Origin of the sequence: Arthrobacter sp. TS-15, from assembly GCF_006964045.1 — a bacterium.
Lineage (GTDB): Bacteria > Actinomycetota > Actinomycetes > Actinomycetales > Micrococcaceae > Arthrobacter.
This window is the reverse complement of sequence record NZ_SDXQ01000054.1, coordinates 1-13904: the sequence shown is the minus strand read 5'-3', so window position 1 is coordinate 13904 and position 13904 is coordinate 1. Positions and strand designations below refer to the sequence as shown.

Here is a 13904-nt window from a genome sequence, read left to right as displayed (position 1 = left end):
CACCACTGAATATCAACACATCACCCACAAAGCGAAGGAACAAGACACATGTCCAGCCAAAAATATGGTTCCGAACAGTTCGAGGGACTGCTGGAGCGCCTTGATGCGATCACCGACCTCATCAAGAGCGAAGCACCCGCCAGCGAGGCCCTGGGCCGGCCCACGGACAAGGTTCACCAGGCTCTTCTCGAGTCCGGCGCCTACCTAATTGCGACTCCGGCCGAGCTCGGCGGACTGGAAGGAAGCCCGACCCAGGTTCTGCAAACCGTCGAGAAAATCTCCTACGCGGACGCCTCTACCGGCTGGTCCGCCATGGCCCTCCTTACCCTCACCGGCGTTGCCGGAGCCTACTTGGAGGACAATAACGTTATCGCAGAGCTCTTCCGGGACGGGAAGTACCCGTTGTGCGCCGGTCAGGGCACCTTCCCCGGCAGCGCTGTACGGGACGGAGACGGGTACCGTATCTCGGGGCACTGGCGGTTCGCCTCGGGATTCCCCCTGGCCACTCACGCATTCACCGCGGCTCTCACTGACGACACCGGGGAAATGCGCATCTTTATTCACCCCAGGGACACCGTCACCGAAGTCGACAACTGGGATGTCATCGGCCTGCGGGCCACAGGAAGCATCGACTACATCGGCGAAGACGTGTACGTCCCGGCGAACTACTCCTTCAACGTCGTAACCACCGACCCCGTACGCGGTGGCGCCTACTACCGGCTCGGCGTCGCCGGCGCCGCAGGCGTCCAGCACGGAGCGTGGGCACTTGGTGTCGGGCGACGCCTTCTCGATGAGATGAAGGAGCTGGCGGCTAAGCGGTCCAAGAACCCGGGCTCGCCCATCAACAGCGAAGAGTTCTACGCAGAGTTTGCCCGGGCAGAGGCAAAATTCCGCTCGGCTCGTGCGTTCCTCATGGAAACCTATCGGGATCTGGAGCCCTTCATCTACGCAGGCGAACCCCTCACCCAGGAACAGGAATCGCTGACCCGCCTCGCGCTCACCAATGCGACCTGGAGCGTCCACGAAGTCAGCGTCTTCGTCCACCGGTGGGCCGGCGCTGATGTCATGCGCAACACTCCGGTACAGCGCGTGTGGCGCGACCTTCACGCTGGCACCCAGCACGCCAGCTCGGGCCCGTCGGTGGTTCAGAGTTGCGGCCTCATGCTCAGCGGCCTGGCCCCTGAGGGCTCGCAGTGGATTTTCTTCGACCTGGTCAAGCCCCAGCCTGCGGAACCCGTACTTGATCCCGTTGGTGTCTAGCACAGCCCTATTGATACATCCTGAACATCCGTAGCTACCCCCTTGGGGCCGGTGCACCTTGCGTCCACCGGCCCCGAGATCCCATAACGCGCCAGCTCATGGTTCGAGCGGGCCCGCGCTTCGCACTCCAGCGGGACACTTCGAAGCGGGCTCGACACGCAAACTCAACTTCAGTCCAAATCCTCGCTCGGTTGCCACAACTTGGGAAAGAACGGGGCCGCGCTTCAAAGGAGAAGCCGCATGTCTGATTCGCAAACGCAGGTCTCTGAGAAAGAAGACCAGCACCTCCACAAGAGCCTCAAATGGCAGGACGCTTTCGCCCTGTCCATGGCCGTCTCAGGGGGCCTCTACATATCTTTCGGAGTAACCGCCGCCGCCATTGGTGGTCTTGCTGCCATGTTCATCTGGGCGCTAGCGTCACTCATCGGCTGGATCCAGAACAGCCTTTTCGCTGAAATGGCCTCGATATTCCCGGAAAAACCCGGTGGTGTATCAATTTTCGCTTTCGAAGCGTGGAGAGAGAGGTTCGCCCCTGCCGGAGCCCTCGCGACCTTTGGTTACTGGTTCGGCTGGTCCGCCGCTATTTCCGTGATCAGTGTTACCGCCGGCGCAATCATCGGCGCCCGATGGTTCCCGGACGCACAGTGGTCACTCGACCTGGGATTCGCCCAGATTGGGCTTCCACAGCTGATCGGAATCGCTATCATTGTCGCCGTCATGGTGCCAAATCTTTTCGGCGCACAGCTTGCAGCATGGGTTAGCAAGATCATGGGAGTGGTTCTCCTTGCCTCATTTGCCGCATTTATCCTCGCACCCATCGTCTCGCCCAACTGGCACATTGAGAACCTCAATTGGGGCCTTGGAGAGATGACGGGCAGCCCCTGGGACAACATAAGGCTCGTCCTCGTATGGCTGTACCTCGTCGGCTGGATTGCCTACGGCACCGAGATGTGCGCCGCGTTCCTCCCCGAGTACAAGAACATGACAGACGGAAAGAAGGCGCTGCGTGCCTCCGGGGCATACACCTTCGCGGTCTTCTTGCTCGTACCTTTCGGATTCGGCGGTCTGATGACCCAGGCAGAAATTGCTGCCGACCCGGCAGCTGCTTTCGTTACGGCATTCACCCGGGTCATTGATTCAGGTCCTCTCATCGACGTCATGATTATTGCGATTCTGTGCACGTTGCTCATGGGGGTCAACGCCTCTATGGCCGACGGTTCCCGCGCCCTTTATGGTTCGGCTGTGGACAAGCTGGCGCCACGGCAGTTTGAGAAGTTGAACAAACGGGGGGTACCCGCGCGAGCGGTATGGACCGCGGTCATCATGAATATTCTTCTGGTGGTTTTCATATCGAACCCGATCTCAATACTGGTGGCGGCCAACTTCGGTTACCTTTTCGCTATCCTCACGGCACTCGCGGGCTTCCTTGTTCTTCGGGCCGACCACCCGGAGTTCTCCCGACCCTTCCGAGTTCGCCGCTTCGCGATCCCACTGGCTGTCATCCTGACGGGCTACACGGCCGTCATCCTCGTTGTCGGTGCTCTTTCCTTCGATCTCAGCGGATACGGCGGCCCCCGCGAGCTATTCATTGGACTAGGCATCCTGGCCCTGTCTCTGGTGCTCTACGCCTATCGCCGCAGAGTTCAAGAGAAACTCCCATTGCTGACCTCTCCGCGATCAGCCGAAGAACTTGCTGCCGCAACATCCAAGCCAGCTCCTACGTCCGAGCCGGCTTCCGTCTAAGCAGAACCGCGAGCATCCTACTTCTCTGTCACCCCCCTAAAAAGTAGGACGCGAGCTTCAGATAAAAGGAAAAACAATGATCAATATGCGAAACAGGGTCGCCATCGTGACTGGTGGTGCGATGGGCATGGGTAACGGCTGTGCCCGGAAACTGGCCGAAGCCGGTGCCAAGGTTTACCTCATTGACAGGTCAAACCTTGTAGCAGCCGCTGCCCAGGACATGCGCGAGGCAGGGCTGAACGCCAACCACGTTCAGGTAGACATCACAGACCAGGAATCCCTCACTTCCGCGTACGACGGGATTGCAGCGGAGTCCGGCAGGCTAGACGTCCTGGTAAACGCCGCCGGAGTCGGTGACTCGCGGATGTTCCTGGACGTCGATGACGCCCACTACAAAAAAGTCATCGACGTGAACGTCCGAGGCACCTGGAACTCTTGCCGGGCCGCTGTCCCGCACATGCTGTCCAACAAACACGGCAGGATTATCAACTTCGGGTCAATCTCCGGGCCCATCGTTGCCGACCCGGGCTGGACTGTCTACGCACTGTCCAAGGGTGCTATCTTCGGTTTCACCAAAGCCCTGGCTTCCGAATTTGCGGGACAGAACATCCTGGTAAACGCGATCCTCCCAGGCAGCATGGACACTCCCATGATGCGGGCAGCCGCCGCAGACACGAACCCAGCGGATCCCCAAAGTGTCATCGACGAAATCGCTGCAGCCGTTCCCCTCAAACGACTGGGCACCATCGACGACGCTGGCAACCTGGCACTGTTCCTCGCATCAGACCTGGCAAGCTACCTCACAGGTCAGGCCATCGTCTTGGATGGGGCCTTCACTCTCGCGGAGTACCAGTCGGGCGGCCTGGAAGCGCCCGCGGAGACCCCCGCTCTCGTCAACTAAATACTGGATTCATAGACGCGTCGGCCCGCTGGAGTCCTTACTCCAGCGGGCCGACGCATCTATAATTTGCAGACGCTGCTAATCCGTACTGTCGTGCACAAACCCACGCTCACGTCGGTATTCCCGTGGCGTCACGTTGTACTTTTTCTTGAATTCCCGTGAAAAGAATGACTGCGACTCAATGCCGCATCGGGCCGCAAGCTCGGCAATGGAGAGCGACCTGCTCCCCGGATCTACAAGAAGACCTGCGGCCGCCTCCAGCCGTACGCTCAGGAGCGCCCGCCCGACACCACCCTCTTCATTGGCGAACGCTCGACGGAGGTGCCGCTCACTAATTCCCAAGGCTTGGGCACTCGTTTCGCCACTTAAGTCGGCGTCTGCAAAGCGGCTTCTAAGAAGGTCCAATGCCTGTAGGCGGTATGAGGCCAAGGAGCGGTACCCCCGCGGCAGCAACCCGGGAAACAGGTCCCGAGCATCCCGTTCCGCTCCGGCCACAAGCTCCGGGCTCCTGAGGACATTCCGAATGACGTCTGCCATTGCATGGCCCAAGGTTCCTGGCTGGTCAAAGGAAAATATCCTCGGAGAAGTTGGGATCGCCGAGGGCTCCAGCAGATCGTAAGGCACCATAAGAACGGACTCCCGCATGCCCTTCTCAAAGGCCATCGAGAAAGTTCCGTTTGCGTCGAAGATGATCCCCTGACCCGCCGTGACAACGCGTACCGAGTTCGCGTCCTTGAACAAGCCCTGGCCGCGTTCGACGAGTTCCAATCCGACAAGCCGGCACTCTGTCTGCTGCCGCTGTTTCGCGCCCCGAGCAGCTACCTGCGCGGAGCCAGCGATATGAGCGAACCGTAGTCCTTCTCCTTTGACGCCTGCGGCTATCGCTTCAAGAGGACGATCGTGAATCGGAGTGACAGCGAGGGGCATCTGCTGCCGGGTGATGTACTCCTCCCAAAGTGACCTGCGCTCTGAGTAGGGAATCTCCTTTGTCCGGAACCAAGATGGGGGCGACGACGATTCAGGGTTGCTTGTCACAATGTTGGCTAATCCTCATCAGTTGGACCCTTCGGACTCCTGGCCTACGGAGGGGGATGGCTGCGTGGGTATCAGTGAGACTACATTCCATGCAGCGTCTCGTTACGGCCAGCGCCATGCGGGCTTCTTCGTCCGCATCGGATGGCCGGCAAAGCTGGAACCGGTATGTCAATTATCACATGTAGACGAAAATTGTACCCGCTCACAACCAAAAGGTGCGTGAACTTCCACCAGGCAATCAGCAGCTTTCCTCCCACTGTTGTCACTGATTGAACCAGGACAAAGCTGTATTTGACCGATACGGACGCAGGCTGGCTACAGCCTTGGATGCGGGAGAAATAGATGTCACGGTAAGTCGAAGACGTGATCCTCCTCACTCGGCCGCTGCTCTTTCGAAGCAGGATTGACCCGGCGAAACCATCGGCCAACCTGCCCGTATGGCTTCCGGCCTGAGGGATCATAAGGCACTACATGAACGGAAGAATCATGCTGGTTGAAGGAAAAAACGGCATCGTGACCGGTGCTGCCGGTGGTATCGGCCGCGCCTCGGCGGTCGCATTTGCACGTGAAGGCGCCAACGTGGTCATCGGAGACCTACAGGCGCGGCTGGAGGACTTGGAAGAAACGGCCCGCCAGGTCAAAAAAGCCGGGGGAGAAGCGCGCGTGCTGGTGATGGACGTTACCGCACTGGCCGATCAGGAGCATGCCGTCAGGACGGTCATTGAAAATTTTGGCACTCTGGATTTCGCCCACAACAACGCCGGTATCGAGCTTCAGAAGACCGCGTTGGAGACGACCGAAGAAGAGTGGGACCGCGTCCACGACGTTAATTTGAAGGGCGTCTTCCTCGGGATGAAGGCACAACTTCGGGCCATGATCGACAACGGCGGGGGCTCGATCGTAAACACCGCCAGCGCCGCAGGAATTCTCGGGTTGCCTGGATACTCCGGCTACGCCTCATCGAAGCATGGTGTTGTGGGCCTCACTAAATCCGTAGCCGTGGAGGCAGCAGACACGGGCGTTCGCATCAATGCTGTGTGCCCGGCTTCAATCGCCACGCCCATGCTTCTGTCCCTACCGGCGGAGGAGCAGGAAACTTTGCTCTCATGGCAAGCAATTAAACGATTGGGTAAACCGGACGAGGTTGCCCAGGCAGTCGTGTGGCTTGCCTCCGACCGTGCGTCCTTCATCACCGGCGTCAGCCTCCCCGTAGACGCTGGATACTCGGCTTTCTGAGGTCAGGCGTCGTGGCAGAGTCTCGCCGGAATTCCCGCGCGGTAGACCGGGTGCGGCTGCCGTCCGGTGCCAGCCAGCGCGTGCAACGACCGAGAAAGGGCATATTTCCGTACATCTCTTGGCAGGGCTGACTTAATCTACGCCAGGACAATTCGCTGCCCCCACGGAACAACAGTGTTAACAGAATCAACGGAAGGCAAACAGTGCATCTCTGGAAAAATCTCCTCCTCCTTCATCCCCTAGAGCAAGCTTCCGAACAAGCTCCCATGGGCAGGAATCTCATACCCGAATTTCCCACCGGCTCCTTGACATCCAGCGCATGGGCGGGCTGGTGGCATGACGAGGTCCCCTCGCCGGACAGGTGCAAGCCAAAGAAACGCGGCCTGGGCCCTCGGCGTGCTGCCGGAAAGGCTTGGCCGGGGCTTTCTTTGGGCGGCGGGTGAGCCACGTATATTCGCGGGAACCGCAAGCAGGAGGTGGCCGACGGCCTTACCCTCGCAGAGCAGACCGCTGCGCATCGATGTTCTCTCGCGCACCGTTTGTGACCAAACCATCGTCCCATTTCCCGCTCCAGTGCCGACTCGGCTGATCAGCTGAAGCAAGGCGCCGCCGTTCTTGGACACTGGCCACCGACCGGCAAGCTTCCACTCCGCCCGATTTATACCGACAACATCTAAAACACCCCCCGGCATAAACCCCGGTACATACCTAGTATGAGCGCGATCGCATCGCTGCCAGACTATGCAAGGCAGCCAGGGATTTTGAATAACTTCCGGCTCCATACTCTTTCATGCTCTGTTCAGAGAGGACCCGGGCATATGCTTCAGCAAAACGCCATCATCGCCGAGAATCCACAACAGGAGGCCCGCACAGCAAAGTGGGTCGCCTTCGTCATTTGCGCCGCCCTACTCTTTGACGGTTACGACCTCGTTATTTACGGGACTGTACTGCCGGGACTGCTGTCAGACGCCGGGCAGATTGGCGCATTCGATGCCGGCATGGCTGGTCTGCTTGGCTCTTGGGCACTTATAGGCGTGCTCGTCGGCTCACTGGTCTGCGGTGCGGTCGGTGACTTCTTTGGCCGGCGGCGTCTCATGCTCTTGGGCATCGCGTGGTTCTCCATTGGCATGTTCATCACGGCGTTAACGACGACCGTCTCTTCTTTCGGCGCGATGCGTTTCATCACCGGACTCGGCCTCGGCGTCGTCATCGCCACGGCCGGGGCGACCATGGCAGAGTTCGCACCGGCAGGTAGACGCCACGTGTACAACGCTGTCGTTTATTCGGGCATTCCCGCTGGCGGCGTGTTTGCTTCCGTCATGGGCATCCTGCTATTGGATGACGTGGGCTGGCGTGGGCTGTTCATGGTGGGGGCACTGCCTCTCGTGCTCCTATTGCCGATCGCGTGGTTCAAATTGCCCGAGTCTCCGCGTTGGCTGCTCGCACGCGGCCGTGAACAGGAGGCCTTGGCTGCAGCGCAGCGTACAGGTGTCCCGCTGGTTGAGGAGCGGATCATCCAGCAGATTGGCGCTGCCCCGCAAAAGACCGGTTTCGCCGCGGTTTTTTCCCGTCAGTTCGCCCTCGCTTCAGTCCTGCTCGGCCTGATGTCATTTTCAGGTTTGTTGCTCACTTACGGCTTGAACACTTGGCTGCCCAAGATCATGGAAGGGTATGGCTACGGGCGCACCTACTCCCTGTTCTTCCCGCTGGCCCTGAACCTCGGAGCCGTGGTGGGCGCTCTGCTCGCCTCCCGCGTAGCAGACAAAACCGGTCCCCAGCGCGTTATCGCCGGAACCTTCGTGCTGGCCGCCATCACATTGGTGCTGATGACCTTCGGCTTCCCGCTCCCTCTTCTGTTCGTGTTCATCGCCCTGGCTGGCGTAGGTACGCTGGGCACTCAAGTGCTGATCTATGGCTTCCAATCCAACTACTTCACCACTAATGCCCGTGCAGCTGGCGTGGCGTGGTGCGCAAGCTTGGGTCGCCTGGGTGGCATTTTTGGCCCGATCATCGGCGGCTGGTTGGCCGCAGCGGGTATCGGTGGGTCAACAGCGTTCTATATCTACGGTGGTGTGGCGCTCTTCGGCGCCATTGTGACCGTCCTGGTGCCCCGTCAGCGCAAGCTGGAGGAGGCTGAACACAAGATCCACGAGATCGTCGAGCACGGCGCGGCGGATGGACTCCCTAGTGCCCCCTCCACACGCAGTTGAATCATCCAAGCGAGCTTTTAAAGCTCGCACTCTCGTGACAGCTACCTCCCGCAGCGCTCCTGCGGGAGGTAGCGGTCGGTTTGCTGAATCACAAAATGACTCCTCGGGTTTCACCGGGCTTTCCATGATTTGGCACTGCACTGCCCTTGTCAAACGTCCACCGGCTCTAGATCCAGAGACCAGGACTCAACCTCAAATACATTCGACTGGTAAAGGAGGACTTGTGTTCTCGCTAATGGGCAGCGGCCTATTCCCAAGCCCGGGGCTTCCTCTTTCTATTGAAGTCATCGTTTTGGAGGAGCCTCAAAGAAGAGACGAAAAGATTAACCGTGCCATCACCAGACTTATACCCGCCGCTCTTGAGCGCAGACAGGGAATCATGGTCATACAACGCGATCACGGCAAATACATCGTTCGTGTCGACCATGAAGTGCCATGCGGCACAACTCGGGAGTCCCGCGAATAGATCGTGTGAAGGTGAACTAGAGGACCTGACAACATGTCTGCGCGCCGTCCATAAAGCCTTGAGGACAAATGTCCGTCCCTAATGCCGACGGATCTCTGGATAGATTCTCTAACCACCCACCGGCGTGAGTAGGAGGTTCCCGTTGCTCTATGAGCTACACCCCAACCTGACGTCAGGCTGACGGCCCAGAGTGTCAGAATAGGATCATTCCTAACCTTCTTGACAGCATGTTGCGCGGCACCTAGATTCAAACCTGACACTGATTTGGGAGTGTGTACCATGGCTGGTCAGCGGATCGGGTACGTGAGAGTCAGCAGCTTGGATCAAAACGAGCAACGCCAGCTTGATGGGCAAGCCCTCGACAGAACCTTCACCGATAAGGCTTCGGGCAGGGACACCAACCGCCCAGAACTGGCCGAGTTGCTGCGATTCGCCCGCGAGGGAGACACCGTCGTTGTGCATAGTATGGACCGGCTGGCACGGAATCTGGATGACCTCCGCTTCGTCGTCAAAGCTCTCACGGGCAAGGGCGTGCAGGTAGAGTTCGTCAAGGAGCACTTGCTCTTCACCGGTGAGGACTCCCCCATGGCCAACCTCATGCTCTCCGTCATGGGGGCCTTCGCTGAGTTCGAACGCTCACTCATCAGGGAACGCCAAAGGGAAGGCATTGCCCTCGCCAAACAACGCGGAGCCTACCGTGGCCGCAGAAAGGCACTTACCCAAGACCAAGCCAACGAATTGGCAAGAAGGGCGGCTAGCGGAACACCTAAATCAATCCTCGCGAAGGACTACGGGATCAGCCGGGAAACGGTGTATCAATACCTGCGGCATGCCGTACCTTCCTGACTCTGCTGCTCCACCTTCAGTTAGGCCAATAGGCAACGCGACATATGGGTGCTTATCGGCGTTTGCGGGTGTTCTGGAAGGCTCAGTCTTCTGGTTCTGTGCCGGGTTCTGCCCATTCGAGTGCTGCCACAACGTGGTCTTCATTGGGCAGGGCACGCTTCTCGTCTGCCGGGAGCTTGTCGTAGGTGTAGGCAGCGACCGCCATGGGCGAGGTTGAGCGGCCGAGGCTGTACCGTACGCTGCGGTCGTTCTTGGCGCCGCAGATAAGAATGCCGATTGTTTCGTTGTGGTGCTCGCGGCGGAGCATGTCATCGACGAGGGCGACGTAGAAGTTAAGTTTTCCGGCGAACTCCGGCTGAAACTTCCCTGTCTTGAGTTCGATGACCACGTATCTGTTCTGGTCCATGTGGAAGAACAGCATGTCGACGTAGTAATCGTCGCCGTCGACGTCGAAGTGGAGTTGCCGCCCAACGAAAGCGAATCCTGGTCCGAGTTCGCGCAGGGTTTCGGTGATTCGACTGGTCAAAGCCAGTTCCAGTTCGCGTTCAGCGACCTCCCCCGACAAGCCCAGGAATTCGAAGTTGTAGGGGTCATTCGCGATTTGTTGGGCAAGCTCGGAGTCTTGCGCAACAAGCTGTTGCGCGAAGTTGGACGGAGCTGCTCCGGTCCTTTCGAGGGTCCGGTTCATGATCATGTTCAGCAGGACATTCCTGGACCACCCGTATTGGACGGCCGCCGCAGCGTACGAAGTACGTTTTTCCTGTGCGTCCAACTTGTCCAGCAGGACAGTGACATGGCCCCACGGCAATTGCGCAACAGCTTGTTGCGCAATTGGACCCTCCTGCCAGGCTCCGGCGAACGTCGTCATGTACTGGATGTTGCGCGGCGAAAGGCCCTTCATCTCCGGGAACTCTCGGCGCAAGTCCTCGGACAGCCTCTTGATCACCCCGCTCCCCCAGCCCTGCCGTTCCTGCTGCAGCCGGACGCCCTGGCCGATCGTCCAATACAGCTCGATGAGCTGGGTATTAACAGTCCGAAGGGCCTTTATCCTGGCGGCCTTGACTGTCGCCTTCAGATCCTCAAGGAGGTCCGTGTAGCCATCGGGCATGTCCAGATCGCGAGAGTCGGTCATCATTCCACCCTAATGCGAGCCACCGACAGGCACCTTGGACTCAATTGTCCAGACGCTGTTCGGACAATTGAGCCTACGGGCTATCAGCAGGCGGACGGGTCGCCGAAAGGCAGTGAAGTGCCGGCGATGAGCCAGTGCTTCGCATCACTTTCTTGTTCCGACGGGATGCTCTTTCTGCCAGCAATAGAGCTTTGAGGATCATGGCTAGATGATTCTGACGTCGGGGAACCAGCCGTGGGGTGCTTTGTGAGGTTCGAGGTGTTCGGGATCGCGATGCTCTTTCATGTCGCAGTTGTAGAAGGGACCTTGGGGGTCGAGGAGGACTCTCATGTGGTGGTCTGCGTGGTCCCGCCACCAGACGCTCATTCCGGTTGCCGGATCTAGACGAAGGTGTTCCCAGGAGCGCCAAAGAGCCGCTACGCGTGAGACGGCCTCTGGGTGGAAATACCACTCGATGCACCACTTCGCGGACTTACCCGTGACGCTGCGGACGTACGTGGGAAGCAGCTGCTCATGGAGAAACTCCTCAGCTGACCCGTAGACAAGCTCCGGTTCCTTCTCCGCGCTTTGCCCAGCTGCAGCTGGGGCCGATGCGTCCGTGTCGTAGAGGTCAAAATCAGTTGCCATGTGCGGCGCCCTTTCCTACTTCGTGACCCAGGGATTGGTTACCGGTGCAGCCGGCACCGGGACGGGTGGTTCTTCGGGCCGGGGGCTGTACTTCTTGATGGATGCCTCCACCGTTTCCTTGTGGGGTCCGGTGTACCAGGGCATGGTCCGGACGAGCGTGGCCGGTGCGCCGGAGGCGAGGACGACGGCGCGGCCACGGTCCAGTTCGGCGAGGTTGGAAACGTCGAAGATGCGTTCCTTGCTCTCTTGGCGTGAGCGGCTGGAGCCGGACTTGCCTGAGGATGTGGAGACGTTGATGTAACTGTAGTCTCCGATCAGGTCCGAGAGCGCGCGGAGGAAACCTTCTTCTGCCACGCCGCCGCCGTAGACCTTCACGTTCGCCGCCGACCAGATCTTCCGCATGTTCGCTTCTCCCCATAGCTCGACCCCTTGGGACCAGGACTGCAGGATGCCCATGACGATCAGGCCTTTGGAGCCATAGTGGCTGAACTGGTCCGGCAGGGCCGCCCAGCGGACCACGTTGGCCAGCTCATCGAGAGCGAACAGTGCGGGCTTGGGGAGACGGCCGCCGTTGCGCTCGGCCCGTTCCTCCATGGCCTCGGCAATGGCCACCGTGAGGGCTGTGGTGAGAGGGGCGGCCGAGCCTGCACCTTCCTTGGACAGGATGTAGATCGTCTCCTGAGATGCAGCGAACGCATGCGGGTTGAACTGGCGGCGGGCATCCGTGGCCACCGTCGCCCCACCGGTCGGAGCGACCCAGCGCAGCGTGTTCCGGCTCTTGAGGCATTGGATCATCTTCTCCGCCGTGCCGAAGATACCGTCACGCTGCTTATCGGCCAGTTCTAGAGTGGATTCCAGACCCTTGTACTGCAGCTCGTAATCGTGCTGTTTCAAGATGTTGATAGGTTCCCGGTTTACCTGTTCGGTGACCCAGATGTAGACCTGGGTGATAGGCAGACCCCCGAGGGCGGCCGCGAGGAAGTACGAGGACAGAATGTCCTCGGCTTTGGGATCGAAGTAGGCATCGGGCTTGGACCCGGGAACGCGGGAGCCGACTGAGAAGTGCTGGGTGAGTTTGTAGGCTTTTTCTTCGTCGGTGACGTAGGAGAGCGGGTTCCACCACCAGTCCGGCTCTTCCTGTGCGATCTTCTGCGGATCGAACACCCACACCGGAGCCGTACTCTCACGGACCCCGCGGGTGCCGTCCACGACGTCGCGCTTGTTCGAGGTCGAGACGACGGCTCCGGGTGCGTCCAGGATGGCTGGCATGACGCGGGAGGTTGATTTACCTGTACGGGGTCCCCATATATCGAGGCTGAGGTCTTCCCAGGACTGGATGAACTTCTGTCCCGTGGACACGACTTTGCCGACGACGATGCCGGGAGTATCTGTCACGCCCAGCCGCTCGGCGGTTGCTTTCGCTCCTTTTTCCGAGAATGCGGCCAGCGACTTCCCTCGTCCGAGGTATCGGGCGGCCTTGTCAACACGGGCGCGCTTGGACGCCCCCTTCCGCCAAGCCACGAGTACAACAATGGTCAAGGCCAGCACCACACCCGCCATGAGGCAGGCTACGACGGTGGCTTCGGTGGGCCATGGCACGCGGCCTTTGGCGAGGCCGGCGATCAGATCAATGGGGTGCGCTGGTGGAGCGGCGATGCCCGCCATCCAGGAGCCTAGGTGCAGGGCGGCGTAGGTTCCGCCGCCGAAAATGACGATGAAGCCAATGGCCAGCCAGACCAGCAGGGCTTCGCCCATGCCCATCCCTTTACGGTTTGGTGCGCTCACTTCTGTCCTCCGTCGCGGTTGTAAAACCGTTTCGTTGCGGCTCCGAGCAGATTTACCGAAATCACGCCTGCTAGGAGGACCGCGATTCCCCTTAGGCTTGGGGACTTCCCTTCAAGGGCCGCGATGACTTCGGCCTTAATCTGAACTTCGGCCTCTAGATCCGCGACTTCTGTCCTTAGCCTTTTCTCGGCCGCGTCGCTGCGCCATCCGATGAACAAGGAGACGTAGGTGACGATTCCACCCACAAGGGTGATCCAGAAAGGTGGAGTGAGAACCAGAGACTGGAAGTCGAAGCTGAGCACCGCGATCACAATTGCCATGAGACCGAGCAGAGCCCCAAGAGTAATCTTTGGTGCGTTTGTTGGTTTTCCCAGCTTGGCTAGTCCAACCAAGGCAAGCGAAGTAATTGCCAGGACGTAGTAGCCGGCGGGGAATCCTTGGCTCATCTGCTATTCGTCACTAGCGACGGTTGTGTAGACAACCTGGAAAGCGAAACCCAAGGACACCATCGACATCGACAGGCAGGCGTATGTCCATGCCACCGTGTCTGTGATTTTGGCGAGGGTACGGGTTTGCGCGTTCATTGGGTGCCTCCTTCACTGGGCAGGAGCGGGGATGCTGGTTCCAGCAGGGTCTGGGGGGTTATCTCTATTCGCTCAGGTT

11 protein-coding genes are annotated in these 13904 nt (G+C 59.5%); 6 read left to right on the top strand and 5 right to left on the bottom strand.

The annotated features are described in order from the left end of the window. The first annotated feature begins 48 nt into the window (after window positions 1-48). From EU811_RS20445 to EU811_RS20435, 3 genes are all read left to right on the top strand, one after another. Window positions 49-1260, top strand: a complete 1212-nt coding sequence (locus tag EU811_RS20445) for an acyl-CoA dehydrogenase family protein (RefSeq protein WP_142940124.1) — start codon at window positions 49-51, stop codon at window positions 1258-1260. 240 nt (window positions 1261-1500) lie between these two features. Continuing rightward, on the top strand, window positions 1501-3003 hold the full coding sequence (locus EU811_RS20440) for an APC family permease (protein ID WP_142940123.1): 1503 nt from the start codon (window positions 1501-1503) through the stop codon (window positions 3001-3003). 76 nt (window positions 3004-3079) lie between these two features. Beyond that, a complete protein-coding gene (locus EU811_RS20435; protein ID WP_142940122.1) occupies window positions 3080-3904 on the top strand; it encodes an SDR family NAD(P)-dependent oxidoreductase in 825 nt (274 codons plus the stop codon). Between the two features lie 78 nt (window positions 3905-3982). On the opposite strand, the gene EU811_RS20430 is transcribed toward EU811_RS20435, so the two are convergent. After that, window positions 3983-4939, bottom strand: coding sequence for an AraC family transcriptional regulator (locus EU811_RS20430; RefSeq protein WP_142940121.1), 957 nt, complete (start codon window positions 4937-4939; stop codon window positions 3983-3985). 471 nt (window positions 4940-5410) lie between these two features. Between EU811_RS20430 and EU811_RS20425 the strand changes: the two genes are divergently transcribed. From EU811_RS20425 to EU811_RS20415, 3 genes are all read left to right on the top strand, one after another. Continuing rightward, window positions 5411-6175, top strand: a complete 765-nt coding sequence (locus EU811_RS20425; RefSeq protein ID WP_142940120.1) for an SDR family NAD(P)-dependent oxidoreductase — start codon at window positions 5411-5413, stop codon at window positions 6173-6175. 818 nt (window positions 6176-6993) lie between these two features. Beyond that, complete coding sequence (locus tag EU811_RS20420) at window positions 6994-8385, top strand: MFS transporter (protein ID WP_142940119.1); 1392 nt, start codon at window positions 6994-6996, stop codon at window positions 8383-8385. 745 nt (window positions 8386-9130) lie between these two features. Further along, the gene (locus EU811_RS20415) at window positions 9131-9697 is read left to right on the top strand and encodes a recombinase family protein (RefSeq protein ID WP_142940118.1); all 567 of its coding nucleotides are present in this window, start codon (window positions 9131-9133) and stop codon (window positions 9695-9697) included. 82 nt (window positions 9698-9779) lie between these two features. On the opposite strand, the gene EU811_RS20410 is transcribed toward EU811_RS20415, so the two are convergent. The 4 genes from EU811_RS20410 to EU811_RS20395 all read right to left on the bottom strand — a co-directional run bounded on the left by EU811_RS20410 (window position 9780) and on the right by EU811_RS20395 (window position 13687). Further along, window positions 9780-10829, bottom strand: coding sequence for a PDDEXK nuclease domain-containing protein (locus tag EU811_RS20410; protein WP_142940117.1), 1050 nt, complete (start codon window positions 10827-10829; stop codon window positions 9780-9782). 204 nt (window positions 10830-11033) lie between these two features. Continuing rightward, entirely contained in the window at window positions 11034-11456 is a 423-nt protein-coding gene (locus tag EU811_RS20405; RefSeq protein WP_142940116.1) for a DUF4913 domain-containing protein, read from the bottom strand. 15 nt (window positions 11457-11471) lie between these two features. Then, window positions 11472-13241: a TraM recognition domain-containing protein gene (locus EU811_RS20400; RefSeq protein WP_142940115.1), complete on the bottom strand. Its 1770-nt coding sequence runs from the start codon at window positions 13239-13241 to the stop codon at window positions 11472-11474. Next, window positions 13238-13687 carry a hypothetical protein gene (locus tag EU811_RS20395; protein ID WP_142940114.1) on the bottom strand — a complete coding sequence of 150 codons (450 nt, stop codon included), beginning with the start codon at window positions 13685-13687 and terminating at the stop codon, window positions 13238-13240. Before EU811_RS20395 ends, EU811_RS20400 begins: the two co-directional genes overlap by 4 nt. Between the last annotated feature and the right edge of the window lie 217 nt (window positions 13688-13904).